Genomic DNA, 26,965 nt, shown 5'->3' with positions numbered 1-26,965 from the left:
CCGGGCCTTGCGGCCACAAGTGCGGCCGTGCGGAGACCCCGATGATGCAGCGACGCCACCTTCTCGCCGTGGCCGCGGCGGCGCTGCCGGCGCGGGCCGCGCTCGGGCAGGGCACTTCGGGTGCGGCGCGCGTGCTGCGCTTCGTGCCGCAGGCCGACCTCGCGGGCCTCGACCCGCTCGTGACCACGGCCACGGTCACGCGGCACCACGGCTTCGCGGTCTGGGACACGCTTTATGGCCTGAACCAGGACTACGCGGCCGAACCGCAGATGGCCTCGGGCCACGCCATCGACCAGGACGGCCGGCGCATCACGATCCGGCTGCGCCAGGGGCTGCGCTTCCACGATGGCGAGCCCGTGCGGGCAGAGGACTGCGTCGCCTCGATCCGCCGCTGGGCGGCGCGCGACCCGATGGGCCAGGTGCTGATGGCGCGCACCGAGGAGATCTCGGCGCCCGACGACCGCAGCATCGTCTTCCGGCTGCGCCGGCCCTTCCCCCGCCTGTTCGACGCCCTGGCCAAGGTGACCCCGCCGGTCTGCTTCATCATGCCCGCGCGCCTTGCCGCGACGCCGCCGACCGAGGCGGTGGCCGAGATCGTCGGCAGCGGGCCCTTCCGCTTCCTGCCCGCGGAGCGCCAGGCCGGCCGCCCGGCCGTCTATGAACGCTTCGCCCGGTACTCCCCGCGCGAGGAGGGCACGCCGAGCTGGACCGCGGGGCCGAAGCGGGCGCATCTCGATCGGGTCGAATGGCATGTGCTACCCGATGTCGGCACCACGGCGGATGCGCTGCTGGCCGGTGAGGTCGAGTGGTGGGAGAACCCGTCCGCCGACCGCCACGCTGCGCTGCGCGCGAGCCGGTCCCTGGTGCTCGAGGTGCTCGATCCGACGGGCTATGTCGGCATGGCGCGCTTCAACCACTTGCATCCGCCCTTCGACCGCCCCGCGATCCGCCGCGCGCTGCTCGGCGCGGTGGACCAGGCGGAATTCATGCGCGCCGTGGTCGGCGCCGACCGCAGCCTGCTGCGCGACGGGGTCGGCGTCTTCGCCCCCGGCACGCCGCTCGCGAACGACGAAGGCGTGGCGGCGCTGGCCGGTGCGCGCGACCTCGACCGCGTCAAGCGCGAGATCGCCGAGGCCGGCTACGGCGGGGAGAAGGTCGTGCTGCTGGCCGCGACCGACTTCCCGACCCTCGCCGCGCTCGCCGAGACGGGTGCGGGGATGCTCCGTCGCGTCGGCTTCGAGGTGGAGATCGTGGGCGACGCCTGGGCCGCCATCGTACGCCGCCGCGCAAGCCGCGAGCCGCCGGCCGCCGGCGGATGGAACATGTTCTTCACGATCTGGTCCGGCCTCGACCTGCTCAATCCCGGCGTGCACCAGGCGCTGCGGGGCACCGGGGAGCGCGCGTGGTTCGGCTGGCCGACGATGCCGCGCATGGAGGACCTGCGCGGCGAGTGGTTCGACGCGCCCGATGATGCCGCGCAGCAGCGCGTGGCGCGCGCGATCCAGGCCGAGGCGCTGCGCGAGGCGCCCTTCCTGCCGCTCGGGCAGCATTTCCAGGCAACCGCCTACAGGCGAGGCATCACCGGCGTCCTGAAGGGGCTGCCGCTGTTCTGGAACGTCCAGCGCGCCTGACCGCGGGGTTGCCGATCCCGTCCCGTGCTGGTCAGATCATCCCGGGAGACTTGACGGGAGAGACAACATGCAACGACGAGACCTGCTCGCCGCCGGCCTCGCGGCAGGGGCCGCCACCGCCCTGCCGCGCATCGCCGCCGCGCAGACCGCGCGCAACCGCACGCTTCGTTTCGTGCCGCAGGCGAACCTGACCAGCCTCGATCCGATCTGGACCACCGCCTACATCACCCGAAACCACGGGCTGATGATCTTCGACACGCTCTACGGCACGGGCAGCGACTTCCAGCCGCAGCCCCAGATGGCCGAGGGACATGTCTTCGAGCAGGACAACAAGGTCTGCACCGTCACGCTGCGGGCGGGACTGCGCTTCCACGACGGCGAGCCGGTGCGCGCGGTCGACTGCGTCGCGAGCCTGACGCGTTGGATGCGGCGAAGCCCGATGGGGCAGAAGCTCGCGACGGTGGTCGAGGAGCTCTCGGCGCTCGACGACCGGCGGCTGCGCTTCCGGCTGAAGCAGCCCTTCCCGCTGCTGATCCACGCGATCGGCAGCGTCAACGCGCCCATCCCCTTCATCATGCCCGAGCGCCTTGCGCGGACAGATCCGTTCCAGCAGGTGCGCGAGGCCGTCGGCAGCGGCCCGTACCGCTTCAAGGCGGACGAGTTCAACTCCGGCAGCATGGTGGTCTACGAGCGCAACGCCGCCTATTCGCCGACGCCGGCCGGGACGCGCAGCCTGACCGCGGGACCCAAGGTCGCGAATTTCGATCGCGTCGAGTGGCACATCATCACCGACGCTGCCACGGCGGCGAGCGCGCTGCAGACCGGGGAGATCGACTGGTACGAGCAGCCGACGCCCGAGTTCCGCCAGCTGTTCGCCCGCACGCGCGACATCAAGACGGAACCGATCGACCCGCTGCCGAACGCGGCGATCATGCGCTTCAACCACCTCCATCCGCCCTTCAACGACAAGAAGATCCGCCAGGCGATCCTCGCGGCCGTAAGCCAGGAGGACTACCTGACCGCGATCGTGGGCACCGATCCCGGCATGTTCCAGGCGGTCACCGGCGTCTTCACGCCGGGCACGCCGCTCGCGAGCGATGTCGGGCTCGAGCCGCTGAAGGGCCCGCGCGACATCGACCGCGCCAAGGCAATGCTGCGCGAGGCCGGCTACACGAACCAGCAGATGCGCCTGATCGGGCCGACCGACATCCTGGCCCCCTCGGCGCTGTCGCAGGTGGGTGCGGACATGTTCCGCCGACTCGGCATGAACATGGACCTGGTGCTGACCGACTGGGGGACGGTGGTGCAGCGGCGCGCGAGCCGCGAGCCGCTCGAGCGCGGCGGCTGGTCGGTCTTCTACACGGCCTTCGGCTCCTACGACTTCCTAGACCCCTCGGGGCATTTCCCGATCCGCGGCAACGGCGCCAATGCCTGGTTCGGCTGGCCGACCGTCCCGCGGCTCGAGGAACTGCGCGACGCCTGGTTCGACGCGCCCGATGCCGCGACGCAGAAGCGCCTCGCCGTGGACATCCAGCGCGTGGTCATGGACGAGGTGCCCTACGTCCCGCTCGGCTCCTACGTGTCCATGACGGCGATGCGGCGCGACCTGGTGGACCGCGTGGTCGGTCCGGCGATGTTCTGGGGCATCCGGAGGGCATGAGCATGGCGATCGGACGACGTTCCATCCTGGCCAGCGGCGCCGGCATCGCCGCAGCCGGCGGCGTCGGCGCGCCCGCGCTGTCGCAGGGCGCGGTCGCGCGCACGCTGCGCGTCATCCCCCAGGCGAACCTCACGAGCCTCGATCCCGTGTGGACCACCGCGGTGGTCACGCGGAACAACGCCTTCATGATCTATGACCAGATCTGCGCCATGGATTCGAAGGGGGACGTGAAGCCCCAGATGGCGCAAGGGTGGGAGGTCAGCCAGGATGGGCTGACGGTCACCTTCACGCTGCGCGACAACCTGTTCTTCCACGACGGGGAGAAGGTTCTGGCCAAGGATTGCGTCGCCTCGATCGACCGCTGGCGACGACGGGACAGCTTCAGCCAGGTACTGTGGCCGAACGTGGCGGAGCTGACGGCGCTCGATGACCGGCGCTTCCGCTTCCGCTTCCAGCGGCCGACCCCTCTGATGATCATGGCGCTCGGCCAGACGCAATTCCCCTGCTTCGTGATGCCCGAGCGCATCGCGCGCACCGACGCCTTCACCCAGATCCGCGACACCATCGGCAGCGGCCCCTTCAAGTTCCAGCGCGACGAATGGAACCCGGGCCAGCGCGCGCTCTGGGCGCGCAACGAGCGCTACGTGCCGCGCGACGAGCCGGTGGACGGCCTGGCAGGCGGCCGCGTGCCGCGCATCGACATGGTCGAGTGGACGATCATCACGGACCCCGCGACCAGCGCGAACGCGCTCGTGCAGGGGGAGCAGGACTACTGGGAATACCCCCTGCACGACCTGCTGCCGATGCTGCGCCGCAACCGCAACGTCGTGGTCGAACAACGCCTGCAGGACGGCACATACGGCGTCTGCCGCTTCAACACGCTGCAGCCGCCCTTCAACAACCCGGCCATCCGGCGCGCGGTCGCAATGGCGATCGACCAGCGCGACTACCTGCGTGCCGTGGCGGGCGACGACCCCGCCGGCTGGGGCGTCTGCGAGGGCGTCTTCACCTGCGACACGCCGCTTGCCAATGAAGTGGGCAGCGACCTGCTGAAGGTGCGCAACATCGAGCGCGCGAAGGCCGCGCTGCAGGCCGCTGGCTACAATGGCGAGAAGGTCGTGCTGGTTGCGCCGGGTGACTATCCGCAGATCAACGCGCTGTCGCTGGTGACGGCGGACGTCATCCGCCGGCTCGGCATGAACCTCGAGTTCATCTCGGCCGACTGGGGCACGCTGGTGCAGCGGCGCACCAGCAAGGAACCCGTCGAGCGGGGCGGATGGTCCATCTTCCACACCACCTCCTCCGGGCAGTCGCTCGCGCTGCCGGTCTTCCACCTGTTCCTGCGCGCCAATGCGGCCAATGCCTGGTTCGGCTGGCCGGACGTGCCCGAGGTGGAGCGGCTGCGCGCCGAATGGGTCGAGAAGGGTGGCGACCCGGCCGAGAGCCGGCGCATCGGGGAGGCGCTGAACCGCGCCGCGCTCGAATCCATGTACTACATCCCGCTCGGCTACTACTGGCAGCCGTCGGCCTGGCGACGGAACGTCACGGGAGCGTTCCGCGCCGCTGCGACGGTGTTCTGGAACATCGCCAAGGGCTGACGCGCCATCTGGCACGGCCCGTGCTGCACTGATGGTGCGGCCGGGCCGGGACCGGCGCCCAACTGACGCTCTGTGCGCCGGGGGGCGCTGGTCGTGCGCCCAACTTTGATGCAATCTGGCGTACAACCGGGCAAATGGCTTCGCCCGACTGCAAGAAAGGGAGACGGTGTATGGACCGCAGGACATTCCTCAAGACGGGTGCGGGCGTGGCCGCGATTGGCGCGACGGGCGGCATCTCGGCGCCGGCTCTTTCGCAGGGGGCTGCGGCGCGCACGCTGCGCTTCGTGCCGCAGGCGAACCTGGCCAACTTCGACCCGATCTGGGGCACGCAGTACGTCGTGCGGAATGCCTCGGTCATGGTGTGGGACACGCTCTACGGCGTGAATGCGCAGCTGGAGCCGCAGCGCCAGATGGTCGAGGGCGAGGAAGTCTCCTCTGACGGCAAGACCTGGACCTTCAAGCTGCGCGAGAACCTGTTCTGGCACGACGGCGAACGCGTGCTGGCCAAAGACTGCGTCGCCAGCCTCGAGCGCTGGATGGTGCGCGACGGCATGGGCCAGATGATCCGCGACCTGAAGGACGAGCTGGTCGCGGTGGATGACCGCAGCTTCCGGCTGCGCCTCAAGTCGCCCTTCCCCAAGATGCTGCTGGCGCTCGGCAAGAACAACACGCCGATGGCCTTCATGATGCCCGAGCGGCTGGCGAAGACCGATCCGTTCCAGCAGATCAGCGAGTTCGTGGGCTCGGGTCCGATGCGCTTCGCGCGCAACGAATGGGTGCCCGGCGCCAAGGCGATCTTCACGAAGTTCGACCGCTACGTGCCGCGGCAGGAAGCGCCGTCCTGGCTCGCCGGCGGCAAGCAGGTCAACTTCGACCGCATTGAGTGGACGATCATGCCGGACCCGGCGACCGCCGCGGCCGCGCTGCAGAACAACGAAGTCGACTGGTACGAGACGCCGTTGCCCGACCTGGTGCCGCAGCTGCGCCGCAACCGCAACATCCGCGTCGACATCGCCGACCCGCTGGGCAACATCGGCTCCTTCCGCTTCAACCACCTGCACGCGCCGTTCAACGATGTCCGCGCGCGCCGCGCGGTGGCGATGGCGCTGAACCAGCAGGACTACATGCAGGCCGTGGTCGGCGACGACCCGAGCCTGTGGTCCGCGCTGCCCGGCTTCTTCACGCCGGGGACCCCGCTCTACACCGAGGCGGGCGGAGACATCCTGAAGGGGCCGCGCAACATCGACGCGGCGAAGCGCCTGCTGGCGGAATCCGGCTACAACGGCCAGCCGATCACGGTGCTGGTCGCGCAGGACCAGGCGCCGCTCAAGGCGATGGGCGAGGTGACCAACGCACTGCTCTCCTCGATCGGCATGCGGGTGGACTTCGTGGCGACCGACTGGGGCACGGTCGGACAGCGCCGCGCCATGAAGACCCCGCCGGGGCAGGGCGGCTGGCATGTCTTCCACACCTGGCATGCGGGCGCGGACTGCACCAACCCGTCCTCCTACCTCGCGCTGCGGACCACGGGCGATCGCGCCTGGTTCGGCTGGCCCTCCGACGAGGCGGTCGAGAACGCCAGGGCGAAGTGGTTCGATGCTCCGAACCTGGACGCGGAAAAGGCGGCGGTGGCCGAGATGAACGCGGCCGCGATGAACCACGTCACGTACCTGCCGACCGGCTTCTTCAAGACCTACCAGGCGTGGCGCTCGAACGTCTCGGGCGTCGTCGGCGGGCCGATCCCCTTCTTCTGGGGCGTCACCAAGTCCTGATGCACTGACAGGTATCCGCGATCATGTTCGCTTATGTCGTCCGGCGCGTCCTCGCCACCATTCCGGTGATGGCGATCGTCGCACTCTTCGTCTTCAGCCTCCTCTACATCGCGCCGGGCGACCCGGCGGCGGTGATCGCGGGTGACCAGGCCACGCCCGAGGATGTGGAACGCATCCGCGCGAGCCTCGGCCTCGATCGGCCCTACCTGGTCCGGTTCGGGGCCTGGGTCTTCGACATCGCGCGGGGCGACCTCGGGGTGTCGATCTTCACCAACCTGCCTGTCTCGACCATGATCCGGCAGCGGATCGAGCCGACGCTGTCGCTGATGGTCGTGACTCTCATCCTGGCCGTGTCCGTCGCGGTGCCGATGGGCGTGGTGGCGGCCTGGAAGGTCGGCACCTGGATCGACAAGTTCGTCATGGGCTTCGCGGTGCTGGGCTTCTCGGTGCCGGTGTTCGTGGTGGGCTACCTGCTGGCCTACACCTTTGCGCTCGAGCTCGACTGGCTGCCGGTGCAGGGCTACACGGCCTTCAGCCAGGGGCTCTGGCCCTGGCTCGAGAACCTGATCCTGCCGGCGATCGCGCTCGGCACGGTCTACATCGCGCTGATCGCGCGCATCACGCGCGCGACGATGCTCGAAGTGCTGCAGCAGGACTACATCCGCACCGCGCGCGCCAAGGGCGCCGGGCAGCGCAGCATCCTGTTCCTGCACGCGCTGAAGAACGCGGCCGTGCCGATCGTCACCGTCATCGGCATCGGCATCGCGCTGCTGATCGGCGGCGCCGTCGTGACCGAGAGCGTCTTCGCCATCCCCGGCCTCGGGCGCCTGACGGTCGATGCAATCCTGCGGCGCGACTACCCGGTCATCCAGGGCGTCGTGCTGCTGTTCTCCTTCGTCTACGTGCTGGTCAATCTCGTGATCGACCTGCTCTACACCCTGTTCGACCCGAGGATCCGCTACTGATGGCCTCCGCTTCCGTCCTCGATCCGGCGACGGTCACGCCGGACAGCGTCCGGGCCGCCGAGCCCACGCGCGACATCATGCCTCCGGTGAAGACCCGCACGGGTCTCTGGGGCTTCATGTGGCGCAACCCGTCGATCGCCGTCGGCGGCGGCATCGTGCTGCTGATGGTCTTCGTCGCGGTCTTCGCGCCGCTGTTCTGGACCGTGGATCCGACCGCGCTCGCGCCGGCGCGGCGCACGCGCGAGCCCTCCGCGCTCTATTGGTTCGGCACCGACATGTTGGGCCGCGACGTCTATTCGCGCGTCATCTACGGCGCGCGCGTCTCCCTGCTGGTGGGCTTCGCGGTCGCGATCCTCGCCTCCGTCATCGGGCTGACCATCGGCCTCGTCTCGGGCTTCGTGCGGTGGGCGGACGGCATCATCATGCGGATCATGGACGGGATGATGTCGATCCCGTCCATCCTGCTCGCCATCGCGCTGATGGCGCTGACGCGTGGCTCCGTCGGCAACGTCATCATCGCCATCACCATCGCCGAGGTGCCGCGCGTCTCGCGCCTCGTGCGCGGCGTGGTGCTGTCGCTGCGCGAACAGCCTTACGTCGATGCGGCTGTCGCGGCCGGCACGCGCACGCCGGTCATCATCTGGCGCCACATCCTGCCCAACACCGTGGCGCCGATGACGGTGCAGGCGACCTATGTCTGCGCCTCCGCGATGATCGTGGAATCGATCCTGTCCTTCATCGGCGCGGGCACGCCGCCGACCATCCCGTCGTGGGGCAACATCATGGCCGAGGGCCGCGCGCTCTGGCAGGTGAAGCCCTACATCGTGTTCTTCCCGGCCGTCTTCCTGTCGGTGACCGTGCTCGCCGTGAACCTGCTCGGTGACGGTCTGCGCGACGCGCTCGACCCGCGCATGGCCAAGAGGATCTGAGACCATGGCGCTGCTCGAAGTCGACAACCTGCAGACCCATTTCCGCGGCCCCGACGGCGTCAACCGGGCCGTGGACGGCGTGAGCTTCCACGTGAACGCCGGCGAGACGGTCGCCATCGTGGGCGAGAGCGGCTGCGGCAAGTCCGTCACCGCCATGTCCATCCTGCGGCTCATCCCCGAGCCGCCGGGCAAGATCGCGGGCGCCATCCGCTTCGACGGCCGCGACCTGCTGAAGCTCAGTGACCGCGAGATGCGCGCCATCCGCGGCAACGAGATCAGCATGATCTTCCAGGAGCCCATGACCTCGCTGAACCCGGTGCTGACCGTGGGCCAGCAGATCGGGGAAACGCTGCGCCTCCACCAGGGCATGTCGAAGCAGCAGGCCGAGGAGCGCGCGATCGCGATGCTCGACCTGGTGGGCATTCCGGAATCGCGCCGACGCGTGCGCGAATACCCGCACCAGCTCTCGGGCGGCATGCGCCAGCGCGTGATGATCGCGATCGCGCTCGCCTGCAATCCGAAGCTGCTGATCGCCGACGAGCCGACGACCGCGCTCGACGTGACGATCCAGGCGCAGATCCTCGACCTGATGCGCGACCTCAAGCGCACGGTCGGCGCCGCGATCGTGATCATCACCCACGACCTCGGCGTGGTGGCCGAGGTCGCGGAGCGCGTCATCGTCATGTACGCCGGCCGCAAGGTCGAGGAGGCCGAGGTCGGCCGCCTGTTCCGCAACCCGCGTCACCCCTACACCCAGGGCCTGCTCGGATCGATGCCGAAGCTCGGTTCCTCCCTGACCGGCGAGGAGACGCGGCTGCAGGAGATCCCGGGCCTGGTGCCGAGCCTCAAGAAGAAGCTGGACGGCTGTGTCTTCGCCTCCCGCTGCGATTACGCGACCGATCTCTGTCGCAAGGTCGCGCCCGCGCTCGAGGAGAAGGCCGAGGGCCACATCGCCGCCTGCCACTACGCCATCAAGGAAGCGGTCGCCGCATGAGCACCCCCATCCTCGAGGTCAACGACCTCAAGAAGTACTTCCCGATCCATGGCGGCTTCTTCGGCGGGCGCACCGGCTCCGTCTTTGCGGTGGACGGCGTCTCCTTCTCCATCGCGAAGGGGGAGACGCTGTCGCTCGTGGGCGAGTCCGGCTGCGGCAAGTCGACCGTCGGCAAGGCCATCCTCAAGCTGTTCGACATCACCGGCGGGCAGGTGATCCTGGACGGCAAGCGGATCGACGACATGGCGGCGGGCACGCTGCGCCCGTTGCGGCGACGGATGCAGGTGGTCTTCCAGGACCCGTTCTCCTCGCTGAACCCGCGCATGCGGGTGCGCGACATCCTGGCCGAGCCGATCCGGAACTTCGGCCTGGCGACGGATGCGGCGGATATCGAGCGCCGCGTGGGCGACCTGATGGACCGGGTTCGCCTGCCGCGCGACGCGGTCGGCCGCTGGCCGCACGAATTCTCGGGCGGGCAGCGGCAGCGCATCTGCATCGCTCGCGCCCTGGCCGCCGAACCTGACCTCATCATCTGCGACGAGGCGGTCTCGGCGCTCGACGTGTCGGTGAAGGCACAGATCGTGAACCTGCTGCAGGACCTGCAGAAGGAGCTCGGGCTCGCGATGCTGTTCATCAGCCACGACCTCGCGATCGTGGAGCACATGACGCATCGCGTTGCGGTGATGTACCTCGGCAAGATCGTCGAGGTGGCGCCCAAGCGCGAACTCTTCTCCGCGCCGAAGCATCCCTACACCGAGGCGCTGCTCTCGGCCGTCCCGGTGCCCGAGCCCGGCGCCCAGCGGGAACGCATCATCCTGAAGGGCGACGTGCCGTCGCCGATCAATCCGCCCAAGGGCTGCCGCTTCCACACCCGCTGCCCCTACGCCTTCGACCGGTGCAGCAAGGACGAGCCCCAGCTGCGCCAGACCGAGGAGGGCCATTGGGCGGCCTGCCACCTGCATGACCGGCCGGCGGCCGAGAACCCACTGGCGGGCGCCCGCGGCGCAGCGGTCATCGCGCACCACTGATGCTGCCGGGGGGCGGGCGCCGCTCGCTCCCCGCTTGACGAAGCCCCGGCTGGAAGGCGAGGCTTGCGCCCCGACAGCCGGGCGCCACATGCCCGACATCCAACAGACTTTCTGGGGAGACGCGCGATGCCGCAGGTCACGCTGACCGTGAACGGCCAGGCCCATACGGCGGAGGTGGAGGGCCGGACCCTCCTCGTGGAGCTACTGCGGGAGAAGCTGCGCCTCACCGGGACCCATGTCGGCTGCGACACCAGCCAGTGCGGCGCCTGCGTCGTCCACATCAACGGCGAGAGCGTGAAGTCCTGCACGACGCTCGCCGTCATGGCGGACGGCGCCAACGTCACGACCATCGAGGGCCTGGCCGCCGCCGACGGCACACTGCACGCCATGCAGGAGGCCTTCCGCGAATACCACGCCCTGCAATGCGGGTTCTGCACGCCGGGCATGGTCATGAGCGCCATCGACCTCGTGAACAAGCATCCGGACGGCATCACGGAACAACAGATCCGCGAAGGGCTGGAGGGCAACCTCTGCCGCTGCACGGGCTACCACAACATCGTCAAGGCGATCGCCGCCGCGGCGGATGTGATGCACGGCAAGCGCACCGAGATCGCGCGCGCGGCCGAATAGCGACGACCCCGGGGCGCGCGCCGTTGGCCGCGCCCCCAAGACCCGGCCTGGCAAATCCCGGGCCAGCAAGAACAATCCGTGGGAGAGGCAACAGGCCATGAACGTGGCGGCACCCTTCGAAGGCATCGGCGCGAGCGTGCGGCGGAAGGAGGATTTCCGCTTCCTCCAGGGCCGCGGCGCCTATACGGACGACTTCAACCGCCAGGGCCAGCTGCATGCCTGGATCCTGCGCAGCCCGCACGCCCATGCGCGCATCAAGGGCGTGGACACCGCCGCCGCGGCGAAGATGCCGGGCGTGGTCGCCGTCTACACCGGCGCCGACATGGCGCGCGACAACCTCGGCGGCCTGCCCTGCGGCTGGCAGATCCACAACAAGGACGGCTCGCCCATGGCCGAGCCGCCACACCCCGTGCTGGCGCATGAGAAGGTGCGCCATGTCGGCGACCCGGTCGCCGTCGCCATCGCCGCGACGCGCGAACAGGCGCGCGACGCGGCCGAGGCCATCGCGGTCGACTATGAGGTGCTGCAGGCGGCCGCCACCATGGCCGATGCGCAGAAGCCCGGCGCGCCCGCGATCCATGACGGCGTGGCGGGCAACCTCTGCTACGACTGGCACATCGGCGACAAGGCGGTGGTGGACGCGGCCTTCGCGGGTGCCGCCAAGGTCGTCTCCCTCGACCTCGTGAACAACCGCCTGATCCCGAATGCGATGGAGCCGCGCGCCGCGCTCGGCGAATTCGACCGCACGACGGGCGAGTACACGCTCCACACCACCAGCCAGAACCCGCACGTCATCCGGCTGCTGATGGGTGCCAACGTACTGCACATCCCCGAGAGCAAGTTGCGCGTCGTGGCTCCCGACGTGGGCGGCGGCTTCGGCTCGAAAATCTACCACTATGCCGAGGAAGCGATCGTCACCTGGTCCGCCGGCAAGCTGGGGCGCCCGGTCAAGTGGACGGCCGACCGCTCGGAATCCTTCATGTCGGACGCGCATGGGCGCGACCACGTCTCGAAGGCGGAGCTGGCGCTCGACGCGAACGGCAAGATCCTGGGCCTGCGCGTGCATACCCAGGCGAACATGGGCGCGTATCTCTCAACCTTCGCGCCCTGCGTGCCGACCTACCTCTACGCCACGCTTCTGGCCGGCGTATACACCACGCCCGTCATCTACTGCGAGGTGAAGGCGGTCTTCACCAACACCGTCCCGGTCGATGCCTATCGCGGCGCCGGACGGCCGGAAGCGACCTTCCTGCTGGAGCGCCTGATGGATGTCGCGGCGCAGGAGACGGGCATCGACCGTGTCGACCTCCGCCGCCGCAACTTCATCCCGACGGACGCCTTCCCCTACCAGACGCCGGTCGCACTACAATACGACAGCGGCAACTACCACGCGACGCTCGACCAGGCGCTGGTCGCGTCCGACTGGGCCGGCTTCGAGGCGCGGCGCGCGGAGTCCGAGAAGCGCGGGAAGCTGCGCGGCATCGGTATCTCCACCTACCTCGAGGCCTGCGGCATCGCGCCTTCGGCGGTCGTGGGCAGCCTGGGCGCACGCGCCGGCTTGTACGAAGTCGGCACCATCCGGGTTCACCCGACCGGCAGCGTCACTGTCCTGACCGGCGCGCACAGCCACGGCCAGGGCCACGAGACGACCTTTGCGCAGCTGGTGGCCGACAAGCTCGGCGTGCCGATCGCGCAGGTGGACGTGGTGCACGGCGACACGGCCAAGGTGCCCTTCGGAATGGGCACCTACGGGTCGCGCAGCCTCGCGGTCGGCGGCTCCGCGATGATGAAGGCGATGGACAAGATCATCGCCAAGGGCAAGCGCATCGCCGCCCACCTGATGGAGGCCTCGGTCGACGACATCGAGTTCGAGCGCGGCACCTTCCGCGTCGCCGGCACGGACAAGACCAAGGCGCTTGTCGACATCTCGGTGGCCGCCTACGTGCCGCACAATTACCCGATCGAGGAACTGGAACCCGGTCTGGACGAGACCGCCTTCTACGACCCGAAGAACTTCACCTATCCCGGCGGCTGCCACATCGCCGAGGTCGAGATCGACCCCGACACGGGCAAGGTCTCTATGGTGAACTTCACGGCGGTCGACGATGTCGGGCGCGTGATCAATCCGATGATCGTGGAAGGCCAGGTGCAGGGTGGCATCGCCCAGGGCATCGGCCAGGCGCTGCTTGAGACCTGCGTCTACGACGCGAACGGCCAGCTGCTGTCGGGGTCCATGATGGACTACACCATGCCGCGTGCGGATGACCTCGCGCCGGTGTCGGTGGCGACGCACACCACGCTCTGCACGCACAATCCGCTCGGCGTGAAGGGCTGCGGGGAAGTGGGGGCGATCGGTTCCCCGCCCGCCGTCATCAACGCGGTGGTGGATGCGCTGCGCGACTACGGCGTGCGCAGCCTGGACATGCCGGCCACGCCGTCCAAGATCTGGCGGATCATCAATGGCGGCCGCCGGATGGCGGCGGAGTAGGGGATAGCCGCCGTCCGATCGCCGGAGGGCCAATGGGGCCTGGAGGCGTGAATCGGCCGGCCAGCGACGCAAGGAGCAAACAGGATGTATGATTTCGCGTATCACAAGCCCGCTTCGGTCGCCGATGCCGTCAAGCTGCTGGCCGACCCCGATACGAAGGCCATCTCCGGCGGGCACACGCTGCTGCCGGCGCTGAAGCACAGGCTGAACAGGCCGTCCGCGCTGGTGGATCTGTCCGGGATCGCCGAGATGAAGGGCATCCGCAGGCAGGGCAACGCCATCGTCGTCGGCGCGCTGACGCGCCATGTCGAGGTCGCGACCAACGCCGAGGTCGCCGCCGCCATCCCGGCGCTGGCCTACATGGCCGGGCACATCGGCGACGTGCAGGTGCGCAACCGCGGCACGATCGGCGGCTCGGTCTCGAACAACGACCCGGCGGCGGACTACCCGGCGGCGGTGCTCGGCCTCGGCGCCACCGTGCACACGAGTAAGCGCAAGATCGCGGCCGACGACTTCTTCCTCGGCATGTTCACGACCGCGCTGGAGGCCGACGAGATCCTGGTCGCGGTCGAGTTCCCGATCGTCGACAAGGCCGGCTACGCCAAGATGAAGAACCCGGCCAGCCGCTACGTCATGGCCGGCGTCTTCGTGTCGAAGGCGGGCGGTGCGGTCCGGGTCGCGGTAAACGGCGCCGGCCCCTGCGTCTTCCGCCAGGCCGACATGGAGAAGGCGCTGGCCGCCAACTGGTCGGCCGACGCGCTGGCCGGCATCAGCCAGTCGCCGGACGGGCTGAACGCCGACATCCACGGCAGCGCCGAATACCGGGCGCATCTCGTGGGCGTGATGGCGAAGCGGGCGCTCGCCGCCGCGGGCTGACCGCCCCGTCGTGTCTGCGGGAAAGGCCGGGCTCCATGCCCGGCCTTTTTCCATGCCGATGGATGCGAAGCCTGTGATGTATTGCATGCCTCCCGCCCGGCCTGTCCCTGTAGGGGTAAGGCCGGGACAACGACGGGCGAAGCCCGCGAACGGGAGGAACAGCGAATGTCGTTCGACAAGACGAAGTTCGAGGCCTTCGTGGCCTCGATCGGCCTGAAGAACTTCAATGCCGACGAATTGCTGGTCGGGCGCTACCGCAAGGGCAATGGGCCGCCACCCATCGGCATGTGGCACAACATCGTGCCCACGATCGTCGTGCTCGACGCGTTGCGCGACGAGTTCGGCGCCTCCATCAAGCTCATCAGCGGCTACCGGACGGAAGCCTACAACGACCCCGAGAAGAACAAGGGGCGGGCGCCGCTCAGCCAGCACCAGGCCTTCACCGCGATCGATTTCCAGGTGTCGGGCGTCAAGCCCGAGACGGTCAAGGCCAGGCTCCGCGAATGGGAGAACGATCGCTGGTTCTACAGCGCCCTGTCTTTCGAGCGGAAGGCGATCAGGATCTCGAAGGGCAACATCCCGTTCGGCGAACTGCCGCGGAAATGGGGCGCGGGCCCGCTCGGCTGCTGGTTCACCTTCCGCGGCTATGTGAAGGCCTACGGGCTCTCCTTCACGCATCTCGATACCCGCGGTATCACTGGATCGTCGTCGGGTGAATGACCACCCGGGGCGCGCTGACGGAGGTTCCGCCCGGGCCATGGACATCGACAATCCCGAAGTCATCGCCGAGGCCCGCGCCGTCTTCGACCGCTACGAGGCGGCCATCGCCGGCAACGACACCGACGTGCTCGATGCCTCATTCTGGCCGGACCCGCGCACCGTCCGCTTCGGCGTCACCGAGATACTGTTCGGGATCGACGCCATCCGCGCCTTTCGCGCCACGGTGAAGTCCTACGCGCCGCGCATCACGCGCAAGGTGCACATCACCGCCTTCGGGCGCGACTTCGCCTGCACGCACCTGGAATACGAACGTATCGGCACCGGCCTCATCGGCCGCGAAACCAAGATCATGGTGCGCCTGCCCGAACACGGCTGGCGCGTCGTCTCCGCCCATGTTTCGCTGCTGGCGGGGCATGATCCCGGCCGCTCGCAGAAGGCATGACCGACATGGGCCAGACCGTCGAATGCTTCTACACGCTCTCGAGCCCCTGGATGTATTTCGCGGGACCGCAGCTGACGGCGATCCTGAAGCGCCACGGGGCGACGCTGGTGCTTCGTCCCTATGACTTCCGCCTGGTCATCAAGCACACCGGCGGCATCCCGCTGCGTACGCGGCCCGAGCCGCGGCAGGACTACCACGCGCTGGAACTCGACCGCTGGTCGCGCCACCTCGAGATGCCGATCAAGCTGAAGCCCAGGCACTATCCGCCGACGGACCAGCGCCAGGCCGGGCGCATGGTGATGGCGGCGCAGGCACGGGGCATGGACGCCATGGCGCTGTCCCACGCCATCCTGCGCGCCCTCTGGGTCGAGGAACGCGACATCGCCGACCCGCGCGTGCGCGTGGCCATCGCCGGCGAGGAAGGCCTTCCCGGGGAGGCCCTGCACCGGGAAGAGGAAAGCCAGTCGGTGCTCGCCGAATGGGACCGCAACAACCAGGAGGCCGTGGCACGCGGGGTCTTCGGCGCGCCTACCTTCTTTTGCGGCGACCTCTGGCTCTGGGGGCAGGACCGGTTGTTCTTCCTCGACCAGCATCTGGGCGGGAAGCAGGTGCAGTCGGGCCCGTCCAAGGTCATCGGCAAGATCCGCGCGGCATGAGCCGCCACGTCGCCGTCATCGGCGCCGGCATCGTCGGCGCCTGCGTGGCGGTCGAGGCGCTGCGCCGGGGCCATCGCGTCACGATCCTCGACCCCGCCGATCCGGGTGGGGAGCAATCGGCATCCTACGGCAATGGCTGCTGGCTCAGCCCGATGTCGGTGATTCCCCCGGCCGTGCCGGGGCTCTGGAAGAAGATACCCTCCTTCCTGGCCGACCCGCTGGGGCCGCTCGCCATCCGATGGTCCTACCTGCCGCGCGTCGCGCCCTGGCTGATCCGCTACCTCCGCGCCGGCTGGACCTGGGACAGGGTGGAGGAAGCCGCGCGTGCCCTCCGGCCGCTCGTGGTCGACGCGCCTGCGCTGCACAAGGCGCTGGCGGAGGAAGCCGGTGTCGGCCACCTGATCGAGCGTCGCGGCCTGATCTACGTCTATCCGGACCGCGCCGCCTTCGCGGCGGAAGCGATGGCCTGGGAGATCCGCCATCGCGTCGGCGTGCGCTGGCTCGAACTGGACGCCGACGAGTTGCGCCAGCGCGAGCCCGACCTCGACCGCCGCTACACCTTCGGCGTGATGGTCGAGGAAGGCGGCGACTGCACCGATCCCGGCGCCTATACGGCGGCGCTCGTGGCCCATGCGGTGGGGCAGGGCGCCACGCATCTCCGCGCCCGGGCGACCGGTTTCGCGATCGAGGGCGGGCGCCTGCGGGCCGTGCGCACCGAGGGGGGCGAGGTGCCGGCCGATGCGGCGGTGATCGCCGCCGGTGCCCATGCGAAGCCGCTGGCCGCCGCGGCGGGGGATGTCGTGCCGCTCGAGACCGAGCGCGGCTACCACGCCGAGGTCGCTGACCCCGAGGTCTCGCCACGGCACGGCCTCATGCCCTCGGACGGCAAGATGTCCATCATGCGCACGGCGGGCGGCCTGCGCTGCGCGGGCCAGGTCGAGATCGCGGGGCTCGAGGCGGCGCCGAACTGGAAGCGCGCGGAGATCCTGCGCGACCACCTGCTGCGCTGCTTCCCCGGCCTGCCGCGCGACCTGCCGGCGTCGCGCGTGAAGACCTGGCTCGGCCATCGCCCGTCGATGCCCGACGGCAAGCCCTGCCTCGGCCCGTCGCGGGCAACGCCGGACGTGCTGCACGCCTTCGGCCACGGCCATACCGGCCTGGTCGCCGGCGCGCGGACGGGCAGGGTGGTGGCCGACCTGCTGTCCGGCCGGTCGCCCGAGATCCCGATCGAGCCCTTCGATCCGCGCCGATTCGCGTAACCGGGCCGCCATCCGGATTTCTCTCGCTTTCGGTTCGGCGTGGTGCCATTCTGCCATTCAGCGGCCCTGCATCCCGCAGGATCGCCTGTTTTGTGTGGATCTGCAGGAACGTGTCTGAATTCGATACCCAGGGTGGCTCCGGTCCCATCGAGGCCGAGGTGAAGTGGTACAATGGTCGTAAGGGCTTCGGCTTCGTCCTTGGACCCGACGGCAACGATGTCTTCTTCCATGCCTCGGCCCTGACCGAGGCGGGAATCGAGCCGCCCGACACGGGTGACAAGCTCGTCTGCGAGATCGGAACGGACCGCCAGGGCCGCCGCCTCGTGACCCGGATCGTCGAACTTAAGCGTGGCGAAGGTGGCGGTGCCGGTGCGCGCCCGCCGCGCCGTGACTTCGGTGGCGGCGGTGGCTTCGGCGACCGTCCCCCGCGGCGCGACTTCGGCGACCGTCCCCCCCCGCGCCGTGACTTCGGCGGCGGTGGCGGTTTCGGCGGCGGCGGCGGCGGATTCGGTGACCGCCCACCCCGGCGCGACTTCGGCGACCGTCCCCCCCCGCGCCGTGACTTCGGCGGTGGCGGTGGCTTCGGTGGCGGCGGCTTCGGCGCCGGCGGTGCCGGCGGTGGGTTTGGTGACCGCCCGCCCCGGCGCGACTTCGGCGACCGTCCCCCGCGGCGCGACTTCGGCCGCGACGAAGGCGGGCCTACCTACGATGTCAGCGGCACGGTGAAGTGGTTCGACCAGGTCCGCGGCTTCGGCTTCGTGACGCCGGAAGACGGCGGCCAGGACGTGTTCCTGCATTCCTCGGTGCTGCAGCGCGCCGGCAAGCAGGACGTGCAGCAGGGCGAGAAGGTATCCCTCGAGGTGCGCGATGGCCAGCGCGGCCGCCAGGCCGTGAACATGAAGGACTGATCCCGCACGGGATCGTCCGAACGGGCCCCGCCGCCGCCAGGCTGCGGGGCCATTCTTTTTTGCGGCATCTGCGTTTTTCCACCGCGCGATTAGCAATCCCTTCACCTTCGCCCGCCACAGTGGGGCGACGGCGGGAATATCCCGCCAGCGTGAAGGGAAAACCCCCATGAGCCTCAATTCCGTGAACACGAATCTCGGCGCCATGGTGACGCTGCAGTCGCTGAACCGCACGAATGAGGCGCTGAACACCACGCAGAAGCGCGTCTCCACCGGTTATCGCGTCTCCGATGCCAAGGACGACGGTGCGGCCTTCGCGGTGGCGCAGTCAGTGCGGGCCGACGTCGCGGGCCTCACCGCCGCGAACGAGCAGCTGGGCGGCGTGAAGGGCGTGCTCGACACGGCGCTCGCCGGCCTGCGCAAGGTCTCCGACACCATGATCAAGGTGCGCGAGACGCTGGTCCGCCTGGCCGACGACACGCTGAACGCGGACCAGCGCGCCCAGTACGAAGCGCAGTACGGCGCGCTCCGCACGCAGATCGAGAACTTCATCACCGACAGTACGTACAACGGCCGCACGCTGCTCTCGACGACCCCGCCCGAAGGCGGCGACATCGTCACCACCCGCAACGAGGCCGGCACGACCTACACGCTGACCTCCGTGGACGGGCTCGGCACGATGGTCGTCGCCACCGCGCCGACGGATGCCGCGGGCGCTCAGGCGGCGCTGGCCGCCGGCGGGGATTGGGGCCTGATCAACACGGTCATCGCCAACGCGCTGAACCAGTACGGCTCCGACAGCCGCTACGTGGATGCGCAGATCGGCTACAACCGCGACAAGCTGGATGCGCTGGAATCCGGCCTCGGCGCGCTGATCGACGCCGACCTTGCCAAGGAATCCGCGCGCCTGCAGGCGCTGCAGATCCGCCAGCAGCTTGGCACGCAGTCGCTCTCCATCGCCAACCAGGCGCCGCAGTCGCTCCTCAGCCTGTTCCAGGGCTGATCAGGCGAAGCGGCGCGGCCTCAGCCCCGCCTGGAGCCAGCGGCCGAGCGAGAGAACGTCGTGCACCGGCAGGCCGAGCGCGTCCTGCAGCGCGGCGGCATAGGGCGGCATGTTCGTGCATTCCAGGACGATCGCGCCGACCTCGGGGTGCGCGGCGACCAGCGCGCGTCCGGCATCCAGGATGTCCTGCTCGGCCGCCGCCGCGTCGAGGTCCGGCTTCTCCCCCGTCACCAGCACGCGATAGAGCTCGCGCCCGCCTTCGATGCCGATGACCGGCGTGTCCGCTGCCATGCCCGCCGCGGCGAAATGCGCCGACGACAGGGAAGGGCGGCTCGCGGTGATGACGCCGACGCGCCGGCCGGAGGGCAGCAGCGCCTCCACCCAGGGCACCTGCAGCAGCGCCGAGGTCGCCACCGGCACGCCGACCGCTGCCGCGATCTCCTTCTGGAAAACCACGAGGAAGCCGCAGGAGGTGGTGATGGCATCCGCGCCCAGCGCCACCAGGTCCTGCGCCGCGGCGATGAAGTCCGGCAGCAGGCCGTGGGCGCCTTCGAGCACCACGCGCCTGGCCGTGGCGCCGGGCACGGTGCGGAACAGCACGGGAAAGGGCCAGCTCTCGCCGTTGCCGATGTCGCCCGGTATGCGGGGAAACCGCGTCTCGAGCATGATCACGCCGAGGCTCGCGCCATAGACGGTCTTCCCGCCGCGCGCGATCCGCGCGAGGCCCGGGGCAGGGGAGGCGTCGTTCATCCGGGGAAGGCTACAGCGTTTTCCGCCTGACGCGCAGTGGCCCACCCGCTGCCAGTCCAGGATGCCGTCGCAGGGCGGCCACGGTGCGATGCGGCCTGGTGCCGATTTCGCCGAAGCGGAATACGATGATGCAGGCCCAGCGGGCCCACCCAGAAACCGCCACGACCCTGCCAAGGAGACCGGGACCATGATGAAGCGTACGTTGATCGCCGCGGCCATTGCCGCAAGCGCCGCGCTGCCTGCGTTGGCGCAAGGCGCCTGGCCAAGCCGCCCCATCACCATCATGGGCGGCTTCCCGAACGGCGCCGGCACCGACATCTATGCGCGGCGCCTCGCGGAACCGCTCTCCCGCGCGCTCGGGCAGCCCGTGGTGGTGGACAACCGCTCGGGCGCGGGCGGCACCATCGGCGCCGAGCATGTCGCGCGGCAGCCGGCCGACGGCTACATCTTCTACTTCGGCACCGCCGGCACGCATGCGATCAATGCCGCGCTCTACCGCCGGCTCTCCTACAACGTGACGCAGGACTTCACCCCGGTCGTGCTGCTGGGCGACGTGCCGAACGTCATGATCGTGAACCCCGAGAAGCGGCCGAACTTCCGCACCTGCCAGGATTTCCTGACGGCGGCGCGCGCTCGCGCACAGGCGGTGACCTTCGGCTCCACGGGCAATGGCGCGTCCACGCACCTCGCCGGCGTCATCTTCCAGAACGCGGCATCCGTCGAGATGCTGCACGTGCCCTATCGCGGCCAGCCCGGGGCCATCGCGGCGCTGCTCGCGGGGGACACGGATGTCTTCTTCAACCAGACCGGCGCGGCGATGGGCCCGATCCGCCAGGGCCAGGTGCGCGCGCTGGCGGTGATGACACCGCAGCGGCTCGCAGCGCTGCCCGACGTCCCGACCGCCGCCGAGGCCTGCGGCATCGAGCCGATCGACACCAGCACCTGGTACGCCCTGTTCGGGCCGGCCAACCTTCCGGAGCCGATCGTGCGGCGGATGAACACGGAGGTGAACCGCATCATCTCGGCGCCCGATTTCCGCGAATGGCTGGTGCAGAACCAGGCGATCAGCCCGCCCGCGGCGCCGAACAGCCCCGAGCAGTTCCGCGAGATCATGGCGCGCGACGTGGCGCGCTGGGCCGAGGTGGTGCGCCGCTCGGGCGCGACGGTCGACTGATACGAACGGCACGAGACTTTGACTCGCGCCGGGGCCGCGAATGCGGCCCGCCGGCAGTCCGGCGAACGCCAAGGAGCCCGGAGGGTTCCGCGTCACGCCGCAGGCGTGCCTTCGGCACGACGCGCCTGAGGGCACGAAAAAGCGAATGCCAGAGGTCGAAGCATTCGACCGCTGGCATGACCCGGAACAGCATCCGATCAGGTGGGAGCATCTGATCGGATTGCTGGCGCCGGAAAACTGAGGCACCGAAGCCGCTCGTGTCCGATCGGGGGGAGGGGCCGTGCCGCGGTTCCGTCCGGTCGGACGTTTCTCCGGTGGAGGGCGGCGGAGCTCCGCCTTCGCCCGCAGGCATCTTTGCGGCGGGGGTCGTGAGGTCTCGACCTGCGCCCTTCCGCTAAAGCGTCCGCAGGATCTCGGTGAAGCCATGCGCGGCAGCCGCCTGCCGGATCGGTGCGTTGCGTTCGCCGGCTTGCGCCGCGCGCCGCACCTCGGTCGGCGTTGCACCGAATTCGCGCCGGAAGGCCCGGCTGAAGGTCGAGGCATCGTAGAAGCCGTGGTCTTCGGCGATCCGTACGATGTCGCGCCTGTCCGACGGCTCGCAGAGCGCCCGGTGGATGTGGCGCAGCCGCTCCGCCTGGATGTACCGGGCGACCCCGCCCAAAGGCTCGAACAGCCGGTAGAGCTGCGACCGGGAGACGCCGCCGAGGCTGCAGAGCCGCCGGGGCGCGAGCGTCGGCGAGCGCAGGTTCTGCCGGATGATCCCGCGCAGCCTGGCGAGGCGCGTGCTCTCCATGTGCGTGCGCGCGGCTTCCTGGGTCGCCCCGCTTGGCGCGACGCAGGCCGCGATCATCGCGCGGGTGGCCTCGGCGGCGCGCGGCAACTCGGCTTCCGTCATCAAGGGCATGACATCGACGAGGCGGTCCAGGTAGCTGCCGAACAGCCCTCCGAGGGCGCCGTCGATCGGCCGTCCGGTCGCGGCGTCGATCATGGGGGCCAATTCCGGAAACAGGTCCCGCGAGACGAACAGCGCCAGCCATTCGACGGTCTCCCGCTGGCCTTCCAGGGGCTCGTGCATGGCCAGGATGTGCGGGGACCGCGGCGATGTCGCCGTCACGCTGGTGCCGGCGCGGATCGTCTGGCTGCCGGTGCGGACGTAGGAAATGATCCAGTGGTCAATGGAATCCCGGCGGATGTGTCGCGCCGAGCGATGGAAGCGCGCGGGCGCCGCATGGACGTGGCTGAGCGCCATGGCGCCGAGTTTCCACACCCGGTGCATCGCCGCGTAGCCGTCCTGCTGGCCCGGCATGGGCTCCATGTCGAGCACCGGCGCGCATTGTTCCCGCCACGCCTCGAATTGCTGGGAGGCGGGGAGGCCTTTGGTCGAAAAGACGACGGGGCGGACCGCCCTCGGAGCGTCCTGCGCCGGCAAGGTCGCCGGCGTGGCGCGGAGGTCGGGGGAACGCGCAGGTGGCGCGCCGCTGATCGCCGTCATGCGTTTTCTTCCCCAGGTTGAATGATCGGCCCGGCCGAACCGCTCCGGCCTAGCATCGAGCCGCCGACGGACGGGTCTTACACGCTGGGCCGTGCCGGATGCGAGGATTGATACGCTTTGCCCAGGGCAGGGACGCTCTGCGGGTTCGCCCGGCCCGGCCGCCTGTTAGCCTGCGTCATGCTCGACCAGATCGGGGTCGCCCGGCCGCGCCGTGACCTTCACGGCGGCGGGGCGGTGCTTCCATCGCGCCACAAGGGGCCAGCCTGCGATGCATGACCGCCTCCATGCGGACGAACCCCTCGGCCCGGCAATCGTCTCCACGGGCTCCCTTCCGGATGCCGTGGCGGTCGCCGCCCTGGCGGAGGAAGCCCATGCGCGCTACCGGGACGTCGCCGAGGGCAGCGTGGCCGACTATATCCCCGCCCTCGCCGCCGCGCGGCCTGACTGGTTCGGGATCTGCGTCGCCGGCGTGAATGGCGGCGTCTTCGCCACCGGCGACGCGGACCGAGCCTTCTCGATCCAGAGCATCTCGAAGCCCTTCGTCTTCGCCCTGGTCTGCCAGGCGCTGGGCGGCGGCCGCGCCCGGGCGGCGGTCGGCGTGAACGCCACCGGCCTGCCCTTCAACTCGGTCATGGCGATCGAGCTCAACGCCGACCGCACCATGAACCCCATGGTCAATGCCGGGGCGATCGCGACCACGAGCCTCGCCCCCGGCGCCAATGCCGAGGAACGCTGGCGCTTCATCCAGGAGGGCCTGTCGCGCTTCGCCGGCCGCGACCTCGCGGTGGACGAGGAGGTCTACGCCTCGGAGGCGGCCACGAACCAGCGCAACCAGGGGATTGCCCGCCTGCTGGAGGGCTATGGCCGGATGTATTCCGACCCGGACGAGGCGACCGACATCTACACGCGCCAATGTGCGCTGGCCGTCACGGCGCGCGACCTCGCGGTCATGGGCGCCACGCTGGCCGATGGCGGCGTGAACCCGGTCACGAAGGAACGCGTGGTGGATGCGGACCGCTGCCGCCGCGTCCTGGCCGTCATGGCGACGGCCGGCCTTTACGAGCAGTCGGGCGACTGGCTCTACGAGATCGGGCTGCCCGGGAAAAGCGGCGTCGCGGGCGGCATCGTGACGATCGCGCCCGGCAAGGGTGGGCTCGGCGTGTTCTCGCCGCCGCTCGACGCCGCGGGGAACAGCGTGCGCGGGCAGCTCGTGACGCGCTTCCTGTCGGAGCGGCTCGGGCTCAACCTCTTCGCCTCCCGCCCGGAGGCATGATCCGCGCCGGACGGCGGCGCGGCCGGCACAGTCGCAGGGAGACGAGAGAATGAGCAGCACAGCCACCGCGCCGCCCGGCGACGCCCGCGAATCCTGGGTGCCGATGATCGCGATCGCGCTCGGCCAGATGCTGATGTCGTTCAATGTCGCGGCGCTCCCGGTCTCGCTCTCCGGCATGGTCGCGTCCTTCGGCGTGCCGCCGACCACCATCGCGACCGGCATCGTGATGTACTCGCTCTCGGTCGCGGGCTTCGTGATGCTGGGGGCGAAGCTCGTGCAGCGCTTCGGCTCGACGCAGGTGTTCCGGGCCGTGATCGCGGTCTTCGCCTTCGCGCAGGTGCTGATGGTGGTCGCGCCGGCGGCGGTCGTGATGCTGTCCGCGCAGCTCCTGGCGGGCCTCGCCGCCGCGGTGATCGTGCCTGCGCTCGTGGCGCTGATCGCGCACCACTATCGCGGGGCGCAGCAGGCGACCGCCGTCGGCGCGCTTGGCTCCGCGCGCGCGGCGGCCGGCGTCGCGGCCTTCCTGATCGGCGGCCTGCTCAGCACCTTCGTCGGTTGGCGGCCGGTCTTCGGCATCCTTGTCGTGGCATCCGGCGTGGTGCTCTGGCTGTCGTTCAGGCTGAAGCCCGAGGACGCGCGGCCCGAGGTCAGGATCGACGTCGTCGGCGTCGTGCTCGCCGCGGCCGCCATCATCCTGGTGGTGTTCGGCTTCAACAACCTGAACCGCTGGGGCCTCGGCGTCGCGCGGCCGGGCGCGCCCTTCGACGTCCTCGGCATGTCGCCCGCGCCGCTGATGATCGTGACCGGCGCGATCCTGCTGCAGGTCTTCATCCGCTGGTGCCGCCGGGTGGCCGAGAAGGGCGGCACGCCGCTGCTCGACCTGCGCGTCATCACCTCGGCCGAGGAACGCGCCGCGGTCTATGCCATGTTCACCGTGGTCTCGCTCGAGGCCATGCTGAACTTCTCCGTGCCCCTCTATATCCAGATCGTGCAGGGCCGCACGCCGATCGAGACAGCGATCGCGATGATGCCCTTCAACCTCACGGTCTTCTTCACCGCCATGCTGGTGGTGCGGCTCTACGACAAGGTCCCGCCGCGGCGCATCGCGCAGGGCGGCTTCGCGCTCTGCGTCGTGGGGCTGCTCTGGCTGGCCTGGGTGGTGCGCAACGATTGGTCGGCCGTGCCGGTGATGCTCGGCCTCATCACCTTCGGCGTGGGCCAGGGCGCGCTGGTGACGCTGGTGTTCAACGTGCTGGTGACGGCCGCGCCCAAGGAACTGGCCGGCGATGTCGGGTCGCTCCGTGGCACGACGCAGAACCTCGCGGCCGGCGTCGGCACGGCGGTGGCCGGCGCGCTGCTGGTCGGGCTGCTGTCCGCCGGCATCATGTACCGCATCGCGGAGAACCCGCAGCTGCCGCCCGTGATCGTGTCGCAGATCGACCTCGACAGCATCAACTTCGTCTCGAACGACCGGCTGCTCGGCATCATGGAGCGAACGGGCGCCGCGCCCGAGCAGGTGGCCGAGGCGGTGCGCGTCAACACCGAGGCGCGCCTGCAGGCGCTCAAGATCGGCCTCCTGATCATGGCCGTGGTCGCGGCGCTGGCCATCATCCCCGCAAGCCGGCTGCCGGCCTACCGGCCGGGCGAGATCCCGGACGGCATCCAGCCGCGGGGCCCCGCCGCACGACGGGAGGAGCCGGCTGCGTGAGCCGGAAGCGCCTCCTTGTCCTCTCCCTCGGCGGCACGATCACGATGCTGCCGACGGAGGCAGGCGGCATCGCGCCGACCCTCGGCGCGGCGGACCTCGTGGCCGCCGTGCCGGCGCTCGCGGAGGTGGCCGAGATCGAGGCCGCCAGCCCCGCGCGCCTGCCGAGCCCCTCCCTCACGCCGGATCACATCCTGGATGTCGCGCGGCGGATCGAGGATGCCTTCGCCGCCGGCGCGGACGGCGCCGTCGTCGTCCAGGGCACCGACACGATCGAGGAATCCGCCTTCCTGCTAGACCTGCTGGTGCCAGGCGACCGACCGGTCGTCGTGACCGGGGCGATGCGGGGCGCCGATGCGCCGGGTGCGGACGGGCCGGCCAACCTGCTTGCCGCCGCGCGCGTCGCGGCCAGCGCGGAGGCGCGCGGGCTCGGAACCCTCGTGGTGCTGAACTACGACATCCATGCGGCGCGCTTCGTGCAGAAGTCCCACACCGCGCTGCCATCGGCCTTCGCCTCCCCGGCGCTGGGGCCCATCGGCGTCGTGGCCGAGGGCCGCCCGCGGCTTCTCGCGCGCGTGGCGCGGCTGCCGACGCTGCCGGCCCATGGCGGCCCGCTGCGGCAGGTCGCCCTGCTGCGCTGGGGCATGGGCGACGACGGCAGGCTGCTCGGCGCGCTGCCGGGGCTCGGCTATGCCGGCGCCGTGATCGAGGGCATGGGCGCGGGCCACGTGCCGGCCGGCGCCGCCGAGGCGCTCGGGGACCTCGCCGCACGCATGCCGGTGGTGCTGGCCGCCCGTCCGCCGGCGGGCCCTGTCTTCACCCGGACCTACGGCTATGCCGGGGGCGAGATCGACCTGCTGCGTCGCGGCGTAGTCCCCGCCGGCCTGCTGTCCGGGCTCAAGGCGCGGCTGCTGCTCGGGCTGGCGCTGCGCGGCGGCGCGGGGCAGGCCGCGGCCGCGGCGGCCTTCGTTCCCTACAACTAGCCGGCACCATCGGCACCAACCGTACAAGAGGC

General features: G+C 70.1%; 23 protein-coding genes. 21 read left to right on the top strand and 2 right to left on the bottom strand.

The features are described 5' to 3' along the window. Nucleotides 1-44: 44 nt before the first annotated feature. From E8M80_RS03765 to E8M80_RS03685, 17 genes are all read left to right on the top strand, one after another. Nucleotides 45-1,631 (top strand): ABC transporter substrate-binding protein, encoded by a 1,587-nt coding sequence (locus E8M80_RS03765; RefSeq protein ID WP_370287205.1) that lies wholly within the window; start codon nt 45-47, stop codon nt 1,629-1,631. 67 nt (nt 1,632-1,698) lie between these two features. Beyond that, nucleotides 1,699-3,291 carry an ABC transporter substrate-binding protein gene (locus tag E8M80_RS03760; RefSeq protein WP_137124325.1) on the top strand — a complete coding sequence of 531 codons (1,593 nt, stop codon included), beginning with the start codon at nt 1,699-1,701 and terminating at the stop codon, nt 3,289-3,291. A 2-nt stretch (nt 3,292-3,293) separates the two neighbouring features. Further along, on the top strand, nt 3,294-4,889 hold the full coding sequence (locus E8M80_RS03755; RefSeq protein ID WP_137124324.1) for an ABC transporter substrate-binding protein: 1,596 nt from the start codon (nt 3,294-3,296) through the stop codon (nt 4,887-4,889). A 170-nt stretch (nt 4,890-5,059) separates the two neighbouring features. After that, on the top strand, nt 5,060-6,661 hold the full coding sequence (locus E8M80_RS03750) for an ABC transporter substrate-binding protein (RefSeq protein ID WP_137124323.1): 1,602 nt from the start codon (nt 5,060-5,062) through the stop codon (nt 6,659-6,661). Between the two features lie 23 nt (nt 6,662-6,684). Continuing rightward, nucleotides 6,685-7,626, top strand: coding sequence for an ABC transporter permease (locus E8M80_RS03745; RefSeq protein WP_137124322.1), 942 nt, complete (start codon nt 6,685-6,687; stop codon nt 7,624-7,626). After that, nucleotides 7,626-8,555 carry an ABC transporter permease gene (locus E8M80_RS03740; protein WP_137124321.1) on the top strand — a complete coding sequence of 310 codons (930 nt, stop codon included), beginning with the start codon at nt 7,626-7,628 and terminating at the stop codon, nt 8,553-8,555. Before E8M80_RS03745 ends, E8M80_RS03740 begins: the two co-directional genes overlap by 1 nt. A gap of 4 nt (nt 8,556-8,559) precedes the next feature. Further along, nucleotides 8,560-9,549, top strand: coding sequence for an ABC transporter ATP-binding protein (locus tag E8M80_RS03735; protein ID WP_137124320.1), 990 nt, complete (start codon nt 8,560-8,562; stop codon nt 9,547-9,549). Beyond that, nucleotides 9,546-10,577 (top strand): ABC transporter ATP-binding protein, encoded by a 1,032-nt coding sequence (locus E8M80_RS03730; RefSeq protein ID WP_137124319.1) that lies wholly within the window; start codon nt 9,546-9,548, stop codon nt 10,575-10,577. Before E8M80_RS03735 ends, E8M80_RS03730 begins: the two co-directional genes overlap by 4 nt. A 126-nt stretch (nt 10,578-10,703) precedes the next feature. Then, nucleotides 10,704-11,207 (top strand): (2Fe-2S)-binding protein, encoded by a 504-nt coding sequence (locus tag E8M80_RS03725; protein ID WP_137124318.1) that lies wholly within the window; start codon nt 10,704-10,706, stop codon nt 11,205-11,207. A 97-nt stretch (nt 11,208-11,304) separates the two neighbouring features. Further along, nucleotides 11,305-13,695, top strand: coding sequence for a xanthine dehydrogenase family protein molybdopterin-binding subunit (locus E8M80_RS03720; RefSeq protein ID WP_137124317.1), 2,391 nt, complete (start codon nt 11,305-11,307; stop codon nt 13,693-13,695). A gap of 84 nt (nt 13,696-13,779) precedes the next feature. Then, nucleotides 13,780-14,571: a xanthine dehydrogenase family protein subunit M gene (locus E8M80_RS03715; RefSeq protein ID WP_137124316.1), complete on the top strand. Its 792-nt coding sequence runs from the start codon at nt 13,780-13,782 to the stop codon at nt 14,569-14,571. 165 nt (nt 14,572-14,736) lie between these two features. Further along, the gene (locus E8M80_RS03710) at nt 14,737-15,291 is read left to right on the top strand and encodes a D-Ala-D-Ala carboxypeptidase family metallohydrolase (RefSeq protein ID WP_137124315.1); all 555 of its coding nucleotides are present in this window, start codon (nt 14,737-14,739) and stop codon (nt 15,289-15,291) included. Nucleotides 15,292-15,328: 37 nt separating this feature from the next. After that, complete coding sequence (locus E8M80_RS03705; RefSeq protein ID WP_137124314.1) at nt 15,329-15,733, top strand: AtzH-like domain-containing protein; 405 nt, start codon at nt 15,329-15,331, stop codon at nt 15,731-15,733. 5 nt (nt 15,734-15,738) lie between these two features. Beyond that, nucleotides 15,739-16,389 (top strand): 2-hydroxychromene-2-carboxylate isomerase, encoded by a 651-nt coding sequence (locus E8M80_RS03700; RefSeq protein ID WP_137124658.1) that lies wholly within the window; start codon nt 15,739-15,741, stop codon nt 16,387-16,389. Then, on the top strand, nt 16,386-17,648 hold the full coding sequence (locus E8M80_RS03695) for an FAD-binding oxidoreductase (protein ID WP_137124313.1): 1,263 nt from the start codon (nt 16,386-16,388) through the stop codon (nt 17,646-17,648). Before E8M80_RS03700 ends, E8M80_RS03695 begins: the two co-directional genes overlap by 4 nt. Before the next feature lie 110 nt (nt 17,649-17,758). Beyond that, nucleotides 17,759-18,556, top strand: a complete 798-nt coding sequence (locus E8M80_RS26490; RefSeq protein ID WP_137124312.1) for a cold-shock protein — start codon at nt 17,759-17,761, stop codon at nt 18,554-18,556. Between the two features lie 166 nt (nt 18,557-18,722). Beyond that, on the top strand, nt 18,723-19,556 hold the full coding sequence (locus E8M80_RS03685) for a flagellin (RefSeq protein ID WP_137124311.1): 834 nt from the start codon (nt 18,723-18,725) through the stop codon (nt 19,554-19,556). On the opposite strand, the gene E8M80_RS03680 is transcribed toward E8M80_RS03685, so the two are convergent. Next, on the bottom strand, nt 19,557-20,306 hold the full coding sequence (locus E8M80_RS03680; protein ID WP_137124310.1) for an aspartate/glutamate racemase family protein: 750 nt from the start codon (nt 20,304-20,306) through the stop codon (nt 19,557-19,559). 187 nt (nt 20,307-20,493) lie between these two features. Between E8M80_RS03680 and E8M80_RS03675 the strand changes: the two genes are divergently transcribed. Beyond that, nucleotides 20,494-21,480 carry a tripartite tricarboxylate transporter substrate binding protein gene (locus tag E8M80_RS03675; RefSeq protein ID WP_206035562.1) on the top strand — a complete coding sequence of 329 codons (987 nt, stop codon included), beginning with the start codon at nt 20,494-20,496 and terminating at the stop codon, nt 21,478-21,480. Nucleotides 21,481-21,874: 394 nt separating this feature from the next. Here E8M80_RS03675 and E8M80_RS03670 read toward each other — a convergent pair whose 3' ends face one another. After that, nucleotides 21,875-22,972, bottom strand: coding sequence for a helix-turn-helix domain-containing protein (locus E8M80_RS03670; protein WP_137124309.1), 1,098 nt, complete (start codon nt 22,970-22,972; stop codon nt 21,875-21,877). 268 nt (nt 22,973-23,240) lie between these two features. On the opposite strand from E8M80_RS03670, the gene glsA reads away from it, so the two are divergent. Genes glsA through E8M80_RS03655 form a run of 3 tightly spaced genes read left to right on the top strand, consistent with a single transcriptional unit; the run spans nt 23,241 to nt 26,933 of the window. After that, nucleotides 23,241-24,245 carry a glutaminase A gene (gene glsA / locus E8M80_RS03665; protein ID WP_137124308.1) on the top strand — a complete coding sequence of 335 codons (1,005 nt, stop codon included), beginning with the start codon at nt 23,241-23,243 and terminating at the stop codon, nt 24,243-24,245. A gap of 49 nt (nt 24,246-24,294) precedes the next feature. Further along, nucleotides 24,295-25,953, top strand: a complete 1,659-nt coding sequence (locus E8M80_RS03660) for an MFS transporter (RefSeq protein ID WP_137124307.1) — start codon at nt 24,295-24,297, stop codon at nt 25,951-25,953. Further along, nucleotides 25,950-26,933, top strand: a complete 984-nt coding sequence (locus E8M80_RS03655; protein ID WP_137124306.1) for an asparaginase — start codon at nt 25,950-25,952, stop codon at nt 26,931-26,933. Before E8M80_RS03660 ends, E8M80_RS03655 begins: the two co-directional genes overlap by 4 nt. The last annotated feature ends 32 nt before the right edge of the window (nt 26,934-26,965 follow it).

Source organism: Roseomonas sp. HF4, assembly GCF_005222755.1.
Classification (GTDB): domain Bacteria; phylum Pseudomonadota; class Alphaproteobacteria; order Acetobacterales; family Acetobacteraceae; genus Neoroseomonas.
This window is presented reverse-complemented; position numbering and strand designations above follow the sequence as displayed.